Origin of the sequence: Glaciecola nitratireducens FR1064 (assembly GCF_000226565.1) — a bacterium.
GTDB lineage: Bacteria > Pseudomonadota > Gammaproteobacteria > Enterobacterales > Alteromonadaceae > Glaciecola > Glaciecola nitratireducens.
This window is the reverse complement of the sequence record NC_016041.1, coordinates 503,683-521,064: the sequence shown is the minus strand read 5'-3', so window position 1 is coordinate 521,064 and position 17,382 is coordinate 503,683. Positions and strand designations below refer to the sequence as shown.

General features: G+C 42.2%; 16 protein-coding genes. 13 read left to right on the top strand and 3 right to left on the bottom strand.

Annotation, left to right across the window (positions count from 1 at the left end; all coding sequences use genetic code 11):
* Window positions 1-157 precede the first annotated feature (157 nt).
* The 5 genes from aroK to GNIT_RS02195 all read left to right on the top strand — a co-directional run bounded on the left by aroK (window position 158) and on the right by GNIT_RS02195 (window position 6,780).
* Window positions 158-673: a shikimate kinase AroK gene (aroK, locus tag GNIT_RS02215; RefSeq protein ID WP_014107501.1), complete on the top strand. Its 516-nt coding sequence runs from the start codon at window positions 158-160 to the stop codon at window positions 671-673.
* A gap of 40 nt (window positions 674-713) precedes the next feature.
* Window positions 714-1,787, top strand: a complete 1,074-nt coding sequence (gene aroB / locus GNIT_RS02210) for a 3-dehydroquinate synthase (RefSeq protein ID WP_014107500.1) — start codon at window positions 714-716, stop codon at window positions 1,785-1,787.
* 51 nt (window positions 1,788-1,838) lie between these two features.
* Window positions 1,839-3,284: a cell division protein DamX gene (locus GNIT_RS02205; protein ID WP_014107499.1), complete on the top strand. Its 1,446-nt coding sequence runs from the start codon at window positions 1,839-1,841 to the stop codon at window positions 3,282-3,284.
* A 56-nt stretch (window positions 3,285-3,340) separates the two neighbouring features.
* A complete protein-coding gene (locus tag GNIT_RS02200; protein WP_014107498.1) occupies window positions 3,341-4,171 on the top strand; it encodes a Dam family site-specific DNA-(adenine-N6)-methyltransferase in 831 nt (276 codons plus the stop codon).
* 209 nt (window positions 4,172-4,380) lie between these two features.
* Window positions 4,381-6,780 (top strand): putative bifunctional diguanylate cyclase/phosphodiesterase, encoded by a 2,400-nt coding sequence (locus tag GNIT_RS02195; RefSeq protein ID WP_014107497.1) that lies wholly within the window; start codon window positions 4,381-4,383, stop codon window positions 6,778-6,780.
* A gap of 109 nt (window positions 6,781-6,889) precedes the next feature.
* Here GNIT_RS02195 and GNIT_RS02190 read toward each other — a convergent pair whose 3' ends face one another.
* The 3 genes from GNIT_RS02190 to GNIT_RS02180 form a co-directional block, all read right to left on the bottom strand.
* Window positions 6,890-7,081, bottom strand: coding sequence for a DUF2970 domain-containing protein (locus tag GNIT_RS02190; RefSeq protein WP_014107496.1), 192 nt, complete (start codon window positions 7,079-7,081; stop codon window positions 6,890-6,892).
* Complete coding sequence (locus tag GNIT_RS02185) at window positions 7,082-7,390, bottom strand: hypothetical protein (protein ID WP_041246267.1); 309 nt, start codon at window positions 7,388-7,390, stop codon at window positions 7,082-7,084.
* A 231-nt stretch (window positions 7,391-7,621) separates the two neighbouring features.
* The gene (locus GNIT_RS02180; protein ID WP_014107493.1) at window positions 7,622-8,263 is read right to left on the bottom strand and encodes a TorF family putative porin; all 642 of its coding nucleotides are present in this window, start codon (window positions 8,261-8,263) and stop codon (window positions 7,622-7,624) included.
* 387 nt (window positions 8,264-8,650) lie between these two features.
* Between GNIT_RS02180 and rpe the strand changes: the two genes are divergently transcribed.
* From rpe to GNIT_RS02140, 8 genes are all read left to right on the top strand, one after another.
* Complete coding sequence (rpe, locus tag GNIT_RS02175; protein WP_014107491.1) at window positions 8,651-9,313, top strand: ribulose-phosphate 3-epimerase; 663 nt, start codon at window positions 8,651-8,653, stop codon at window positions 9,311-9,313.
* Between the two features lie 21 nt (window positions 9,314-9,334).
* Window positions 9,335-10,342 carry a tryptophan--tRNA ligase gene (trpS, locus tag GNIT_RS02170; RefSeq protein WP_014107490.1) on the top strand — a complete coding sequence of 336 codons (1,008 nt, stop codon included), beginning with the start codon at window positions 9,335-9,337 and terminating at the stop codon, window positions 10,340-10,342.
* Window positions 10,343-10,418: 76 nt separating this feature from the next.
* Window positions 10,419-11,018 carry an anthranilate synthase component II gene (locus GNIT_RS02165; RefSeq protein WP_014107489.1) on the top strand — a complete coding sequence of 200 codons (600 nt, stop codon included), beginning with the start codon at window positions 10,419-10,421 and terminating at the stop codon, window positions 11,016-11,018.
* Window positions 11,015-12,229, top strand: coding sequence for an HDOD domain-containing protein (locus tag GNIT_RS02160; RefSeq protein WP_014107488.1), 1,215 nt, complete (start codon window positions 11,015-11,017; stop codon window positions 12,227-12,229). Before GNIT_RS02165 ends, GNIT_RS02160 begins: the two co-directional genes overlap by 4 nt.
* 367 nt (window positions 12,230-12,596) lie before the next feature.
* Window positions 12,597-13,802: an aspartate aminotransferase family protein gene (locus tag GNIT_RS02155; protein WP_014107486.1), complete on the top strand. Its 1,206-nt coding sequence runs from the start codon at window positions 12,597-12,599 to the stop codon at window positions 13,800-13,802.
* 40 nt (window positions 13,803-13,842) lie between these two features.
* Window positions 13,843-14,877 carry an arginine N-succinyltransferase gene (gene astA / locus GNIT_RS02150; RefSeq protein ID WP_014107485.1) on the top strand — a complete coding sequence of 345 codons (1,035 nt, stop codon included), beginning with the start codon at window positions 13,843-13,845 and terminating at the stop codon, window positions 14,875-14,877.
* 8 nt (window positions 14,878-14,885) lie between these two features.
* A complete protein-coding gene (gene astD, locus GNIT_RS02145; RefSeq protein WP_014107484.1) occupies window positions 14,886-16,358 on the top strand; it encodes a succinylglutamate-semialdehyde dehydrogenase in 1,473 nt (490 codons plus the stop codon).
* Window positions 16,359-16,378: 20 nt separating this feature from the next.
* Window positions 16,379-17,185, top strand: a complete 807-nt coding sequence (locus GNIT_RS02140) for a DUF1338 domain-containing protein (RefSeq protein ID WP_014107483.1) — start codon at window positions 16,379-16,381, stop codon at window positions 17,183-17,185.
* The last annotated feature ends 197 nt before the right edge of the window (window positions 17,186-17,382 follow it).

The window sequence follows — 17,382 nt, the reverse complement described above, 5'->3', positions numbered from 1 at the left end:
TTGAGATAATCCAAGCATAGATTTTCCAATGAGGAAATTATTCGCTCGCATCGACGTTAAAAAATTTAAAAACGCGTTAATGTGGTAGTCAAAGTTGGTTGATAAGAACACACCAAGCCGACTTCAATCATATATAAAGAATGTGAATTAATCAGACATGGCTGAAAAACGTAATATATTTCTTGTTGGCCCAATGGGAGCAGGAAAGAGCACTATCGGTAGGCATCTTGCAGACGAACTCCACCTCGATTTTTACGATTCTGATCAAGAAATAGAGAAGCGCACAGGTGCTGATATTGCTTGGATTTTTGATCTTGAAGGTGAGGACGGATTCCGCAAACGTGAAGAAGACATCATCAACGATCTTACCGATAAACAAGGTATCGTACTAGCAACCGGCGGTGGTTCTATTGTATCGAAAAATGTGCGAAATAGACTTTCGGCACGTGGGATCGTAGTTTATTTACAAACCACCATCGATAAGCAAGTTGCAAGAACACAACGCGACAAGCGCCGCCCTCTGCTGCAAAACGATGATCCAGAGCAGGTATTGAGAGATTTAGCTGACGAACGCAATCCTTTATACGCAGAAGTAGCGGATTACGTAGTTGAAACGGACGACCAAAGCGCACGCGCTGTAGCAAACCAAATTATCGGCAAAATCGGTTTGTAGTGGCGTAATTTTTAGGATTTTTTAGAAAGGATAACACGCAATGCCCACATTAAACGTTGATTTGGGAGAGCGTAGCTACCCTATTTACATTGAAACCGGTTTGTTTAGTCAAGCCGGTTTTTTGCTTTCTGCGATTCAAGGAAAGCAATGCGCCATTGTCACCAATGAGACTGTCGCTCCGCTGTTTCTTAATAGCATCAAAAAGCCTCTAAGCGAGGCTGGCATTAGCACTTTCGATATCATCCTGCCCGACGGTGAACAATACAAAACAATCGAATACTTTAATGTTGTGCTAACACAACTGCTCGAAAACAGAGCAGCGAGAGACACGACTCTAATTGCATTAGGTGGTGGTGTTATTGGTGACATGGGCGGATTTGCCGCAGCGTGTTATCAACGTGGTATTCCATTTATTCAGGTACCTACTACACTGCTATCGCAAGTCGATTCATCCGTTGGCGGAAAAACTGCGGTTAATCACCCACTTGGCAAAAATATGATTGGCGCTTTTTATCAACCAAAAGCTGTTTTCATAGATACGAATTCATTATCAACCTTACCTGAACGAGAGTTCTGTGCCGGAATGGCTGAGGTTATCAAATACGGAATCATGTACGATGGTGACTTCTTTACGTGGATTGAAAACCAACGTACGAGCATCAAAAACCGCGATGCCGACGCACTTCGCTACGTCATTGCAACATGTTGCGCAATAAAAGCAGCAGTCGTCAATTTGGATGAGAAAGAACATGGCATAAGAGCGCTATTGAACCTTGGTCACACCTTTGGTCATGCAATAGAGGCAGAAAAAGGCTACGGTGTTTGGTTGCACGGCGAAGCGGTTGCGGCTGGCATGGTGCTTGCAGCTAGATTAGCAATGCTAAGAAATTGGATAACAACGTCAGAATTTAGGCGCATAGAAAGCTTACTTGAGGTCTTTAATCTACCTGTTGCGGGCCCTTTAGATATGTCTACAGAGCACTATATTCAGCATATGCAACATGATAAGAAAGTTTTATCGGGTAAAATGCGCTTTATCGTTCCCACAACTATCGGGGAAGCTAAGGTAATAGATGATGTTACAAATGACGAACTAAGCGCAATATTAAACTAACTAAAACTGAAGCAAAAATTCGTAGAAGCAAATTTAAAAGGACATGACTGTTTGTCAGAATTGCAAGAACGACTGGAACACTTAGTTAATTATTCATCTCAGTTGATATTCGTGAGCGGGGATAGTATTGCTCAACAGCAACGAGCTCTCGAAGAATTCCTTTCGGTGCAAAAAGAAAACACCGAGATATCCTACTTCACATCTGAACTAACAATGGAATCTCCTGATTTTCGGCGCATTATTTGCCGTCAACTTTTAGGTCAGAAAGTCGGTAGTTTTGTGCGTCCTTTAAAAGAGCTTCTTAAAGATTTGCACGAGCAGCCAGGTCCATTTTTATTATGTATTAAACAGGCTCAAACACTTCCAAATCCGTTTTTACAAGAGCTTTGGGATTGGGTAACAGAGAGTAAAAAACTCTCCCCGAATCATCACGTTAACGTGATACTTTTTGGCGAAACCGAATGGGCTGAAAAGGCTAAAAAATGGCTTCCAAAACGAAACAGCAGTCGTCCTGTTCTGTTGTCCACTCAATCTGTTGATTCAACAAAATTTGACGTTAATGCATTAGAAAACTTGATGGCAGAAGAAAGAGTCGTCTTTTCTCTCGATATGTTTCGCAGAGACGAATTTTCTTCCCCAATTGTGACGCAAAAGTGGTTTATCGTTAGCGTAATGGTGCTGCTTTTATCGGTTTTTATAGGGCTGATGAGTTGGCAATATCCCGATCATGTGAAGTCCCTACTGCAGACAGGTTCGCTGCCACCAGAAGTAGATATTAACGCCGACCAGTTAGCGGTACGAAACGAACAGCTAGAAATTGACCGAAAAGAAGACATCGCTGATGAAACCGCCGCCACAGAAACAATTCCAGACAATCTTGAATTAGTCAGCTCGTGGGATGAGGCTAAGCAAACTAGCGAGACTAAAATTGACGCTCTCAAGCTAAGCATTGATGAAAAAAAAGAGGCGCAAGAGCAGGATGCGCTGGCAACAGCAAAACTCGACGAACCATTGCTAAGCAGTGAAACGTCAAATTCAAATCTAGCGATAGAAGATGCTGAAGGTGACTTCGCTGTTCCAGACATTCTTAGCGTTGAGCAATTAGACGCAACATTAGGCAATCAATTATTATCAACATCACAAGACGATGAATTTGAGGATGAAATTGCTCCCGAGCAGTCAATTGACCCTCTTTATGAATTTGATGAAGCGGCCTTATTAGCATTATCAGAGCCCGCGATGCTGCTGCAACTGTCGGGTATTCAAAATAGATCTGTACTCAATGAATTTATAGCTGACAATCAATTACAAGATATTGTTTGGGTTTATCAAACGACAAGATACGGTGGTGCGTGGCATGTTGTTTTATTCAAACAGCGTTTTGATTCGCTTAATGCAGCTCGACAAGCGACTGAACTATTACCGGAATCAGTGCGCTTAACTGAGCCGTTTGCAAAAGACCTGACACAAATAAAGCTAGAAATACGAAATCGCTAAATTTTATGGTACTGTAGCGCCACGTTTGAAAACACTTCGCAGTTAAAATCACAGTCGTGCATAAAAATAACAAGAATAGAGCCTTTTTAAAATGGGCCGGCGGCAAATACTCTCTGTTAGAGCATATTCTCCCTCACTTACCATCATCGCCAAAATTGATCGAACCTTTTTTCGGTGCAGGCTCTGTATCATTAAACGCAGATTATGACAGCTATCAACTAAATGACATTAATGCTGATTTAGTTAATTTGTATAAGTTAGTGCAACATTCTTCGGAGCAATTCATCACTGACTTAGCCGGATTATTTACGCCAGAATCTAACGAATCAGTATTTTACTACCAGCGCAGAGAAGAATTTAACGCTACTGAGGATGGATTTCGTAGAGCGCTATTATTCGTTTATCTCAACCGTCACGGTTACAATGGTCTTTGTCGCTACAATAGCAAAGGCGGTTTCAACGTCCCCTTCGGCCGCTACGTGAAGCCCAAGATGCCATCGTCTGAAATTCGTCATTTTGCAGAGCGTTTTGCGAAAGCGGAGTTTACCAACTTAGACTATGTCGATGTGATTCAACAAGCACCTGACAACAGCGTGATTTATTGCGACCCTCCGTATATCCCAATTAGTAAAACGGCATCGTTTACTCAATATGCAAGTAATGGCTTCAACTTAGAAGCACAAGCAAAGCTGGCAGAAACCGCAAAAGAAACTGTGCGCAATCGCCCAATTACCATCGTAATCAGTAATCACGATACACCACTTTCCCGTAAATTGTACCAAGGCGCAAAATTTAAAAGCTTTTCTGCAAGAAGATTCATCAGTCAAAACGCTAATACGCGCAAGCCGGTCAAAGAGCTAGTTGCCGTATTCTGCAAAGAATCCTAATATACGGTCTATTCAATGGAAATATACAAGCAAACATCACAAAAGACAGACTTGTGAATGCTTAAATAAGCCAATAGAATACCGATAATTCAGTGACGCAAATCACTCTCTATGTTAAGTTACACCGCATCGGAACAAAGCAGCACGACGCCTTTACTCGAGTGTGCTAGCCCTCACTTTCAACGGAATTGGCAAACAATTTTTAATTCATGATTCAAATCCGCGGTTTACTATTTAAAACTCTTCTACTGGTGATTGTTGTTGCCATTTTGTCTCTAGCAGCATCCTATGGGTTTGTGACGGCACAGCAGTCTATTCGTTTTGAAGAAAAAATGAGCAGCATTAAACAATCTCATTTGCAAGCCACTCAATTACTGTTTAAACAGCAGCTAAAGGAACAGGTATCTAAAGCTCAAGAGCTCTTTGCTCTCGGGGGCTTAGCTAATCGAACTCCGCAAGAGGCTGCTGCTTACTTTGAGGACGTTTGGCCAAGGGTTCGACTGAGCTTTGCTCTATCTTCGATGTCTATCTCAAATGATAAACAAGCTTTCGAATTCGGCGACTTTCCTAAAGAGAAAACTAACTCATTACGTCTCGACATGTTAACTGATGCTAGACCGACATCAGCAATTATATGCCATCAAGTTTGTGAGCTTGCATCCTCAGTACCTGTTCCTTTTTGGCAAGATAAGTGGTCGTTGACTCTCTTATCTGACATCGCACCTTCCATCGAGTTTTTGTACCAGATTGTTGGCAGTGACATTGGTGTTTTGGCTCCGCTGGAAGCGCCTCTGACAGAACAGCACAACCTTAAACGCTATATAACAGAAATAATGACAGGCCTTGAACGAATTGATGGTGTGCTGAATTTACAGCTCACACTAGACAAAATAAAACAGGCAGAAACAAAGGGCATAGTACTGTCCTTTGGGAAGCAAGAATTTTTTATCTGGTTTGAGACTATCAGTAGCGCAGGTTCCGAGCTAAAACTTATTTTCGTTCGGGATATCACTTCCCTTGTCGCTGACCAAAACCAACAAAAAGAGCAGCTCATCATTATCTTCATGACGGTTACGTTGGGCATTTTACTGACGCTGATTACTTTTTCAATCATCCCGATATCACAGATAAACAAACTTCGCCGCGCCATAAAGCTAATTGCAAATAAAGAATATAACACCGCCAGATTTCGCCTTGGTCAAGCGCGTAAAAGGAAGTTTAACGACGAACTTCATGACCTTGAGGACGAGTTTAGAAATGCAATCGATATGCTCGAGTTGTATGAGCATGAGCTAGATGTGTCTCAGAAACGATTGTTGCGCCAGGCTACAATTGACGGCGTTACTGGCTTATTTACACGCAACGTTTTAGTTGACGACCTTCTGTATATCCGTAACAAAAATGCATCGTTCAATGTCGCTATATTCTTTTTAGATTTAGATGGATTCAAACCAGTCAACGACAATTTAGGACATGAAGCTGGTGACATCATGTTGAAGAAAATTGGTTACCGTTTAAAAGGGGTCGCCAATAAATTTATTAAAGTCTATCGTATCGGCGGCGATGAATTTGTTATCTGTTATAACGATTACAGCAGTCAAGAAGCCTTGCTGCAAATGGCGGAGTCGATTGTTCAACTGTTTGCCGCTCCTTTTCACGTATATGAAACGAATATCGCGATTAGTGCCAGTATTGGTATTGCGCTGCAAGAGGCCCAAGCCATCGATGCAGATCAACTGTTACGATATGCTGATATTGCGATGTATCAAGCAAAACAGGAAGGAAAGAATCGGTATAAATTTTTTGATGAATCAATGAGGGCGCGAACTCAATTAAAGTTTACCATAAAGAACGATTTTCTCTCCTCACTTGCAGATGGCCAACTATTCTTAGTTTACCAACCTATTGTAGACAGCCGTACCCGAAAAGTAGTGAAAATTGAAGCGCTGTGTCGTTGGAAGCACCCTGAACTTGGCTTTATTCCACCACCTACTTTTATCGATGTTCTTGAAGAAAGTGAAAATATGAACATCTTGTTTGACTGGATAGTCAGTAAGGTTGTCGAAGAAGCGGTTTATTTAAATAGTATTGGGATGCAGGATATTGTCATTTCCGTTAACTTAAGTCCCTCTCAACTGGGTGATGATAGAGCTGTCGAAAGCTTAAAAGACCAGCTAGACAAAAATAAAATCAGCCCAAATCGTATCGAACTTGAAATAACGGAAACGACCTTAATAACTAATTTCAAACAAGCGAAGGCTTGGACTGAAATGGCAGCGAGCATTGGCTTTAGAGTAGCAATCGATGACTTCGGCGCTGGCTATTCCTCTCTTTCTTACCTTGCGGCGTTTAACTACAACACGGTTAAATTCGATAGGTCTCTACTGGACAAAATTGACGTAGACAGCCGTCAACAAAGGATCGTTGGCTCACTGACACAAATGATACACAGCCTATCTGTCCCAATCGTTGCCGAAGGTGCCGAAACAGAGGAACAATTTGAACAACTAAGAAAGTTGGGATGTGACTTCATTCAGGGTTATTTGATTTCAAAACCCATTACTCATGAAGAGCTTGCCATATTTTTACAGAAACACACTCAGGTTTAGCTTGCGGATGGCCTTCGAGCAAGAGTATTGTGTAAGAGGATAGCACTTTAAAATTTAGCTTAGGGAGCTTTGTAATAGTTACATTTAGCGAACGTTTTATTGACAGCCGTTAAACTAAGAAGTTAACCAATAAGACAAGACTGAGTATAAATAAGATAACGAGAATAATGCCTGTAACAACGAAAGGAAGGACTGATTGCTCGGCGAAGTCTTCTTCATAGTTCTTTTGGGATTGAACCCCCATCATGCTTGCCGTTACACTCTTAACTAATCGAAGCCACTTCTTTATCACTTGTATCATCTATTTTTCTTCAGGGTCGATTTGCGAGAGCAGTTCTAACAAATCAAGAAAATGAAACTGATTTGATGTCGACTTATTCGTAACCCATGCCAACCAACTTACCTCGTTACCATTATTTGCACATTGAATGCTAGACGGCAAACCGTTTTCGTCAGTTTGTGTTATGTATCGGCTTTGCTCACAATCGCGAATGGACGGCTGGATAGCGATAAATGTAAAATACAGACCGAACGTTAGAAAAACACAAGCAGACACCGATGTAAACACCGTTGCTTTTCTCGACGCTCTTGCATTTAGTTTAGTCTTCATACTCAATTTAACACTCTTTACGGTAAGTTCTCTTTAACGTGCATTGCAAAAATATGGTGTATGCAAATAGTGCAAACGATTATCTTAAGTCACAACACACAAACAAAAAAGCTGCGGTGAGTATAACGCAAAAGCCAAAATGCACAATATTTAATCACAAAATCATAAACAAAAAACCCTGCAAACCAATAGATTCGCAGGGTTTTAAAAATCCGTGCTTATAATTTTAAATTATAGCTCAAACGATTTGCTAAGCGAAAAATACAAAGATTCGCTGTCATCTAGGTCTGAACCACTGATGACAAGGCCGACACCAACTTCAAAGCCGCCAATCTCTGTGCCATATGCTATTTCAGCATACTCACCGTCTGAATCTTTACCGTATGAACCGATAAGTGCAGACCAACCGTCTTTTTCGATACCTACGGTAATAAGAGAGTAATCGCCTTCAGTTGCATCTTCATCACCCACTACGCCGTCCCATTTGCCTTGTATGTAGCCGACAGAAAATAAACCGTAACCAGCACTCAAGCCAATTTCATTGTATGCACTGTCAAAATCACCAGTGTATTGATAAGAGGTAAAGTTAGCATCAAGAGTGACACCACTTTCTAATTCGATACCGTAACCGGCGTATAAATCGACTTCAAGCCCATCTTGAACGTCAGCCGTCCAAGCGCCAACGTAAAACCCAGAGTCAGCAGCGTAATCAACACCAGCGCTGGTTGATGCAGTTTCTGTTTGCTGAATACCTCGGAAGTGGTAATCAGAGACTACACCAATATTCGCTGACCAACCCGCCATTGCAGATTGACTTGCTAATGTTGCTGTCAAAATTGTTGCAGCAATTGCTGCGCGTTTAAATGTTTTCATGTGAGTTCTCCGTATAATTCCAAGTTGTTTAAGCGATTTCTTCTTGTCGTCTTATTATTATTCGTGTGCTGATGCTGATGCTGAACTGAGTTATTAGTTTAAGTCTTTGATCCAGCAATCATTAATTTGGCAAGCTAACTGTGCTTATGTGAGTGGTAGAGCAAAAGTAGTGCCTAAATACAAAAAACCACATAAAAAAACCTATCTTACTGAATTATATTGATTTAATTTTTTTCATAGCGCCCTGTTCGAAAATATATTGATCGAAATCGGAGTTATTAAAACCTCTACTGCCCCATTATGATGCATACTCACCAATAAAGGGCGCGGTTAATGCTTTTGTCAATCATAAAAGTTCGGTAAACTTATGACTTTTGGGATAAGACAATGCACACACCGTTAATTGCGCCATCAATTTTGTCCGCTGACTTTGCTCGTTTGGGGCAGGATGTTCAATCTGTGCTGGACGCTGGAGCTGATCTCATTCATTTCGACGTGATGGATAATCACTATGTTCCCAATTTATCTTTCGGCCCCATGATTTGTGATGCGTTGCGCAAACACGGCATTACGGCAGATATTGATGTGCATTTAATGGTGCAACCCGTCGATACGATGATTGAAGCTTTTGCTAAGGCGGGTGCTACTATGATCAGTTTCCATCCTGAAGCAACAATGCATCTGGATCGTAGTATTCAGTTAATTAAAGATAATGGATGCAAGGCAGGCTTGGCACTGAACCCAGGGACACCGCTGCACGTCCTAGATTGCGTGCTAGATAAGCTTGACTATGTCTTGTTGATGTCAGTGAATCCGGGGTTTGGTGGTCAGTCGTTTATCGAAAGCACACTCGAAAAGATAAGCGAATTAAAGCAAATGATCATAGCGAAAGGCTTGTGTGCGCGAATAGAAGTCGATGGCGGAGTCAAAGTCGACAATATACAATCCATTTGGGATGCGGGCGCTGACATGTTCGTTGCAGGGTCTGCTATATTCAACAGCGATAATTATGCCGACACCATTGCGGCAATGAAAAACAAATTTAAATAACACTAGGAAGTCGTAAACAAAATGAGCTTGCAAAAACCGATCGTTTTAAGTGGTTGCCAACCTTCAGGTCAACTTACCATGGGCAACTACATGGGAGCCTTGCGCCAGTGGGTTGACATGCAAGATGAAAATGACTGCCTTTATATGATTGTTGATTTGCATGCTATAACGGTGCGTCAAGATCCTGAAGCGCTCAATAAAGCCTGTCTTGACGGACTCGCACTGTACCTTGCCTGTGGCATTGACCCAAATAAGAGCAGCATCTTTATGCAATCGCACGTTCCTGAGCATGCGCAACTCAGCTGGGTACTCAATTGCTACACGCAAATGGGTGAGCTCAATCGTATGACGCAATTCAAGGACAAGTCGTTGAAGAATGCATCCAACATCAACGTAGGTTTGTATAGCTATCCTGTTCTGCAGGCTGCTGATATATTAGTGTATCAAGCGAATAAGGTTCCAGTAGGAGAAGATCAAAAGCAGCATTTGGAGCTGACTCGCGACATTGCAACGCGCTTTAACAACTTATATGGTGATGTGTTTACCATTCCCGACCCGTTTATTCCTGAATCGGGCGCGCGCGTTATGAGCTTACAGGATCCCATGAAGAAAATGTCCAAATCGGATGATAATCCAAATAACGTCATTGGCTTATTAGAAGATCCCAAAAAATTGGCGAAAAAAATTAAACGTGCAGTTACAGATAGTGATGAGCAAGCCCGGATTTACTTTGACGTTGCTGAGAAGCCTGGCGTATCGAATCTTTTATCCTTGTTGTCTTGTACAACCGGTGAATCAGTAGCAAGCCTAGTGCCCAAATATGAAGATAAGATGTATGGTCACTTAAAAGGTGACGTTGCTGAAGCTGTGGTTAACATGTTAACTCCGATTCAGGCAGAATATGCTCGCATTCGCGCAGACGATGCTTATTTGCATGACGTTTTACGAGCCAGCGCAATTAAAGCAAGAGAAAAAGCTTCTGTGACGCTTGCGAAAACATATAAAGCATTAGGGTTCGTTGCACCATAAGAATATTCGTGCGGTATTTTACGGCAATTAGCAATGATGCTTTGGCAGTATAAGGTTTACAATTGGAGTCACTAACGTGGTTTTAATCATTGATAACTATGACTCCTTCACCTTCAATTTAGCACGTTATTTTGAAGAGTTGGGCGCTACGGTAAAAGTCGTTAAAAACGATGAGCTGAGCATTATCGAACTGCAAAGCCTCGAATTTACGCATTTGGTTATTTCTCCTGGACCGTGTTCGCCAAACGAATCAGGAGTTTGCCTTGATGCAATTGCTACATTTGCAGGAAAAGTGCCACTTTTAGGCGTATGCTTGGGTCATCAAGCGATCGGACAAGTATTTGGTGCAAAAGTAATACGTGCAAAAAATATCAAACATGGTAAAACTTCAGAAGTACAGGTAAAGCAAACCAAAGGCATATTTAAGGGCATTAAGGACACATTTACGGCAACAAGGTATCACTCTTTGCTGTTAGAGCTGGAAACCTTGCCAAGTTTGCTCGAAATTACTGCAGTTTGCAGCGAAAGTGACGATATAGAGATAATGGGTATTCAACATGCAACATTGCCAATATTTGGCGTTCAGTTTCACCCCGAATCACTGTTAACTCAGGAAGGTCATAGAATTCTGGATAATTTTTTAAAAACAGAATATAGATGTAGAGAAACAACATGAAGTTAAGCGTATCTCAATTAGCCTCGACAATAAATTCGCGATTCGAGCACCTTCTTGTCAGTTTAGACGAGGCGGTGCTGCTGTCTGGCCAGAAAACTGAGAAACAACGAATCATGGAAGACTCTGAGCAAGCCGAAGCTCGCAGAGAGTTATTATTTGTAGAAGAAGTCGCGATAAAAAATCGCGAGGAATTGCACCAAAAGCAAAATTTATTTATTCAACAAGTCGAGGCCGAATTTCATGTCAGTCTCATTAATGACCTCGCTGAGCGATTTAAAAATACCGAGGATGTATTAGAGAAAGTGCTAGGGTATGACCCTTCTATAGGCAAGATATATGATGTTTTATACACCGAGTCTTGTTCAATATCTCGCTTAGAAGCTATCATCCTACAATTAGATTGGCTGTCAGATGCTATCATCAAATTTGTAAAACAACCTAAATACCGTCGCTTCGATTCTAAAGGAAAGTTAATTGTTATCAACAGCTTACGCAGTGCACTGAGTTTTGTTGGGATTGAAAGTTTGCGTACACTTCTACCGGCCTTGATCGCTAAACGCGGCTTGCCGCCAAAATCAGCTATTTTTCCAGAGTTGCAAAAACACATGTGGGAATACACGCTAGGAAGCGGTAAGGCCTGCCGAGCAATTGCAGAAAAAGAAGGAATGAAGTGGTATCTAGGCTACAACATAGGCTTGATGAGCACGCTTGGAAGAAGCGCTATTGCCAAAATGTATCTCAAGGCATTTGACGGTAAGTTGCGAGAGAAAGTAATCGAAGCGCAGAAAAACAATAATCCAGTGCAAGCTAAAGCGCTATACACGCTCGTTCCATCGCATAAGTATCTTATTTCACTTTGGAGTCGTTACGCTGATCATCTAACTAACGAGCTAGTAGGCGCTTTAAAATGCCGCTGGTTAATGATCGGCATTGGACTTGAGGACTACACGCGAATCAAAGAAATCAGTTATGCCCATGTAAAGGAAAACAAATTGCACCCTCTCACCGACCTTTTGTTTCGCTGCCAGGGGTACATGCAATTTAAAATGATGAAGGCCAATGGTCTAATATCTAAGCAAGCATCTATGCTGTACTTACGTAATTACGGTATTGTGTCAGATGACGTTGTGCTGTTGATGAAAACTAACCTCACTGGGTTTGAAATAAAGATACCGGAGATCCAGCAAACCCCCAGAGCTCTCAACGACTGACAATTGCATTATATAATTGGCAATAAACATTTCTTTTCAATAAGAATTTCTGCATGAATATGCCTATTCATCCAACTTGCAATTCGTCTAATGCATCTGTATTCCCCGATTTTAAGAAATATCTAGTGCGTCTACAAGCCATTGTTGCTAGCTAGAGCGTCGAATCACCGTGTTATTTTTGCAGCCAAATTTTCGCAAAATAAATATTCACTAATTCTGCAAATAAGTGCATAACCCTTATTTTTACTGGCCTTGCGACGAATAAGTTAATTGCTTTCGTCTCGCCTTCTGGCATAATACGTAGCCAATTTACTCGCACCTATTACATTGTGTGAGTGCAATATAGCTAAGCAAAGAGGTGTATGACATGCAAGTGAATCGTTCAACGTTTGATGATGTAATGGTACCTAACTATAACCCTGCACAAATGGTGCCGGTGCGTGGAGAAGGCTCTCGCGTTTGGGATCAAGAGGGTAACGAATACATCGATTTTGCGGGCGGTATTGCGGTTAATGCGCTAGGCCATTGTCATCCTGAACTAGTAAACGTATTGCAGGAACAAGGCAGCAAGCTATGGCATTTAAGTAATGTATTCACGAACGAACCAGCTATGCGCTTGGCTAAAAAGTTATGTGACGCTACTTTTGCTGATAAAGTCTATTTCGCGAACTCAGGTGCTGAAGCTAACGAGGCTGCTTTAAAACTCGCTCGTCGATTCGCTCTTGACCATTACAACGAAGACAAAGATCAAATCATCTCATTCAAACAGGGCTTTCACGGTCGTACTTTCTTTACCGTTACTGTAGGTGGTCAACCGGCTTATTCAGACGGCTTCGGTCCAAAGCCAGGCGGCATTGTGCATTGTGAATATAACAACCTCGAAATGCTAGCTGAAATGATGTCAGAGCGCACTTGCGCCATCATGATGGAGCCCTTACAAGGTGAAGGCGGCATTATCGTTCCTGACCCTGCATTTGTTAAAGGCGTGAGAGAGCTTTGTGATAAACACAATGCTTTGCTCATTTTTGATGAAGTGCAAAGTGGTGTTGGCAGAACAGGCTATTTATACGCTTATATGGGCGTTGACGTAACTCCTGACATTTTGACGACAGCTAAATCATTAGGCGGCGGCTTTCCAATCGGCGCAATGTTAACTACCGACGCAATAGCGAGTAGTTTAAAGCCAGGTACACACGGCAGTACCTATGGTGGTAACCCACTAGCATGTGCTATAGCGGAAAGAGTATTAGACGTAGTTAACAAGCCAGAAGTACTTGCTGGCGTGCTGAAGAAAGAAGCTCTGTTTCGCGAAATTTTAGGTAAAATTAATGACAAGTACCATGTGTTTAGCGAAATTCGCGGCAAAGGAATGTTATTAGGTTGCGCGTTAAATGAGAAATATGCGGGCCGCTCACGTGATTTCATGGTCGCAGCAAACGAACAGCATATGATGTGCTTAATAGCAGGCGTGAACGTTATTCGTTTTGCTCCATCATTAGTTATCCCAGATGAAGACATTATTGAAGGTTTAGCTCGTTTCGAGAAGGCTGTCGCCTCAGTCGTTGCCGCTTAGTCTTTTTTAGGTTGTCACCAACAACCATAGGGATCATTTGATGAAAATTATTCGTCCTATTAAGGTGTCTGATTACAAGGCACTGAATGAAATAGCGCAAGAATCAGGTATAGGCTTTACTTCACTTCCAGTGAACGAAGCTTTGCTGCGACGCAAATTAGTCAAAGCAGAAGCCGCTATTCAGTCAACGCCGACTGAACCAGGTATGCAAAGCTACCTTTTCGTGATGGAAGATACGGAAACTGGTGAAGTAGTCGGTACTAGCGGCATTGAAGCAACCGTCGGTTTGCAAGATGCATTTTATCACTATCACGTAAGTAAAGTGGTGCATGCATCACGTGAATTGAATGTGCACAATACTGCTGAAATACTGCATTTTTGCAACGATTACACTGGCGTCAGTGAAATTTGCACACTGTTCTTGAGAGAGAATGCACGACAGGGTCTAAACGGTCGCTTTCTATCTAAAATGCGCTTTCTTTTCATGGCTGAGCATAAAGAACGTTTCGCTGACGTTGTCATTGCTGAAATGCGTGGTATTAGTGACGATAAAGGCCGTTCTCCTTTTTGGGCGTGGCTTGAAGAGCATTTCTTCTCAATGGATTTCCCAACTGCCGATTACCTAACAGGGATTGGTAATAAAGTGTTCATTGCTGAACTCATGCCTAAATATCCTATTTATGTGAAACTGCTCAGTAAAGCTGCGCAAGATTGCATTGGTAAGGTGCATGAAAAAACCAAACCCGCGCTACGCTTGCTCGAGCAAGAGGGCTTCAAATGTCGTGGTTACGTGGATATATTTGATGCTGGCCCTACGGTTGAAGCCGACGTAAAGAACATTGCAACGGTGCAAGCTAGCCGCAAAGTATCTATTGTAATTAATGACAACCTCGCTCAAACCGACGGTGAAACCTGTTTTGCAATCAATACATCGGTAGAAGACTTTAGAGCTTGTATCGCAGAAATCGCTTATGTTGACGGTAATCGTGTTGCAATAGAACGTGCAACTGCCAAGGCATTAGGTATTAAAGACGGCGACTCAATTCGTTTCTCACCTGCCAACACAAAGCACTAGGAGTACAAATGACAAATTCAACACACTTTATCAATGGTCAATGGATAGCCGGCTCAGGCCATGATATTAACTCAATTGATCCTGCAAAAAATGTCGTTATATGGTCAGCAAAATCAGCGTCCTCGGCACAAGTAAACGAAGCAGTTGTTGCCGCTCGTAATGCCTTTCCAGCTTGGTCTTTAATGACGGTAGATGAACGCTTAGTAATTATTAAGAAGTTTGCTGAACTTCTAGGTGAACACAAAACTGAACTTGCGAAGATTATTGCGAAAGAAACGGGAAAGCCGGAGTGGGAAACTGCCACTGAAGTAGGCGCAATGATTGGTAAAATTGCTATCTCTGAAAAGGCTTACCACGAACGCACGGGCACTGTTGAAAACGCAATGCCGCTTGGACAAGCAATCATTCGCCATAAACCACACGGTGTGGTTGCTGTGTTTGGCCCTTATAATTTCCCAGGACATTTACCCAACGGTCATATTGTTCCAGCATTGATTGCTGGTAATACAGTCGTTTTTAAACCCAGCGATCTGACTCCTATGGTAGCCGAATTCATTGTTCAGCTTTGGGAAAAAGCAGGCTTGCCAAATGGCGTATTAAACCTCATTCAAGGTCAAGTTGAAACGGGCAAAGCCTTAGCTAGTCATGCGAATATTGACGGTCTATTTTTCACTGGAAGCTCTCGCACTGGTAAAATTCTTCACGAACAATTTGCAGGTCATCCAGGCAAAATTTTAGCCTTGGAAATGGGTGGCAACAACCCGCTCATCGTTAAAGATGTTGCCGATGTTGACGCTGCCGTACATGATATTGTGCAGTCAGCGTTCGTGACAAGTGGTCAACGCTGCACATGCGCTCGACGTTTATTCATTCAAGACAACGCCCAAGGTGATGTTTTGCTAGCGCGCTTGCTAGAAGTCACTAAAAATATTCAAGTAGGCCATTACGACGCAGAAGAACAACCTTTCATGGGTGCAATGATCAGCTCGGCTGCAGCTGCGGGCATGTTAAGTGCTCAGCAACAGCTTTTAAGCTTAGGTGCAACAAGTTTGGTCGCGCTTGAACACACAGAAAAAGATACCGGTTTTGTTACTCCTGGTATTATTGATGTTACTGCAATCGCAAACGACATGCCCGATGAAGAGCACTTCGGTCCTCTTCTAAAGGTGATCAGATACACCAATTTTGATGACGCAATCGCGCACGCAAACAACACCAGCTTTGGTTTATCTGCTGGTCTGTTAAGCGACTCTAAAGCAGATTATGACTACTTCTTAGCGCGTATTAGAGCTGGTATTGTTAACTGGAACCGTCCTATTACGGGCGCGAGCAGTGCAGCGCCATTTGGTGGCATCGGCGAAAGCGGAAACCATCGTGCAAGCGCTTACTATGCGGCAGACTACTGCGCTTACCCAGTAGCGTCGGTAGAACTAGATGTCGTAACGTTGCCATCATCTTTAAGTCCTGGGCTTAAATTTTAATAGCTGATAAGGAAATAAACATGCACACAGATATTAATAAGTTGTTTCAGGGCCTCTGGGAGAACTATATTCAAATAACCCCATCGGCGAACAAGATACACCAGTTGCTTGCGGAGAAAACCGGTGAAGCTGAGATCATTAACGATCATATTGCCCTGCGCACCTTTAATCTTGAAAGCGTTAATTTGAAAAAACTGGCTGCGCATTTTCTTGCGCTGGGTTATGAGCAGAAGGGTGACTACGACTTTGCAAGTAAGAAGCTAAGCGCACAGCACTTTGAGCACCCTGATACAACGCAACCTAAAGTATTTATCAGTGAGTTACGAGTAAACGAGCTTTCTGAAGCTGCACAAACGATTATCAACAAGATGGTTTCGAGCGTAGAAAAAGGTGCGACTGAAGCAGACAACTTCCTATATTCAGGAACCCATTGGTCAGTTTCACACGATGACTATAAAACGCTGTTAGCTGAGTCTGAATACGCTGCATGGATGGCAGCTTGGGGCTACCGCGCTAATCATTTCACGGTTAGTGTTAATCATCTTCATAAGATTGATGAATTGGCTGAAGTAAATGACATTCTTAAACAGGCTGGATTTACGTTAAATACATCCGGTGGCGAAATCAAAGGCGGCGAAGACGTGTGTTTAGCTCAGTCATCAACGATGGCTGACGCGTCAAAAGTTAAGTTCAGCGATATAGAAGTGTCTATTCCAAGCTGTTTTTATGAATTTGCACAGCGCTATAAAATGCAAAACGGCGAGTACTATCAAGGCTTTGTAGCTGCATCGGCAGACAAGATTTTTGAAAGTACAAACGTTCAGTAATAGACTAGAACAAACCAATGATGTAAAAGCATTGAGCAACTTAGCTTGCATAAAAATGTTTTATAAAAAGCATCTATAAGAGCCTTTTATAACGTGTTTCTACACAAGCTCTAGTGAAACATTTCTCAGGAAAGAAAAGGCTCATTTATGATTAAATGAGCCTCCTTAGTTCGATATCACAGTTCAATGACTGCTTC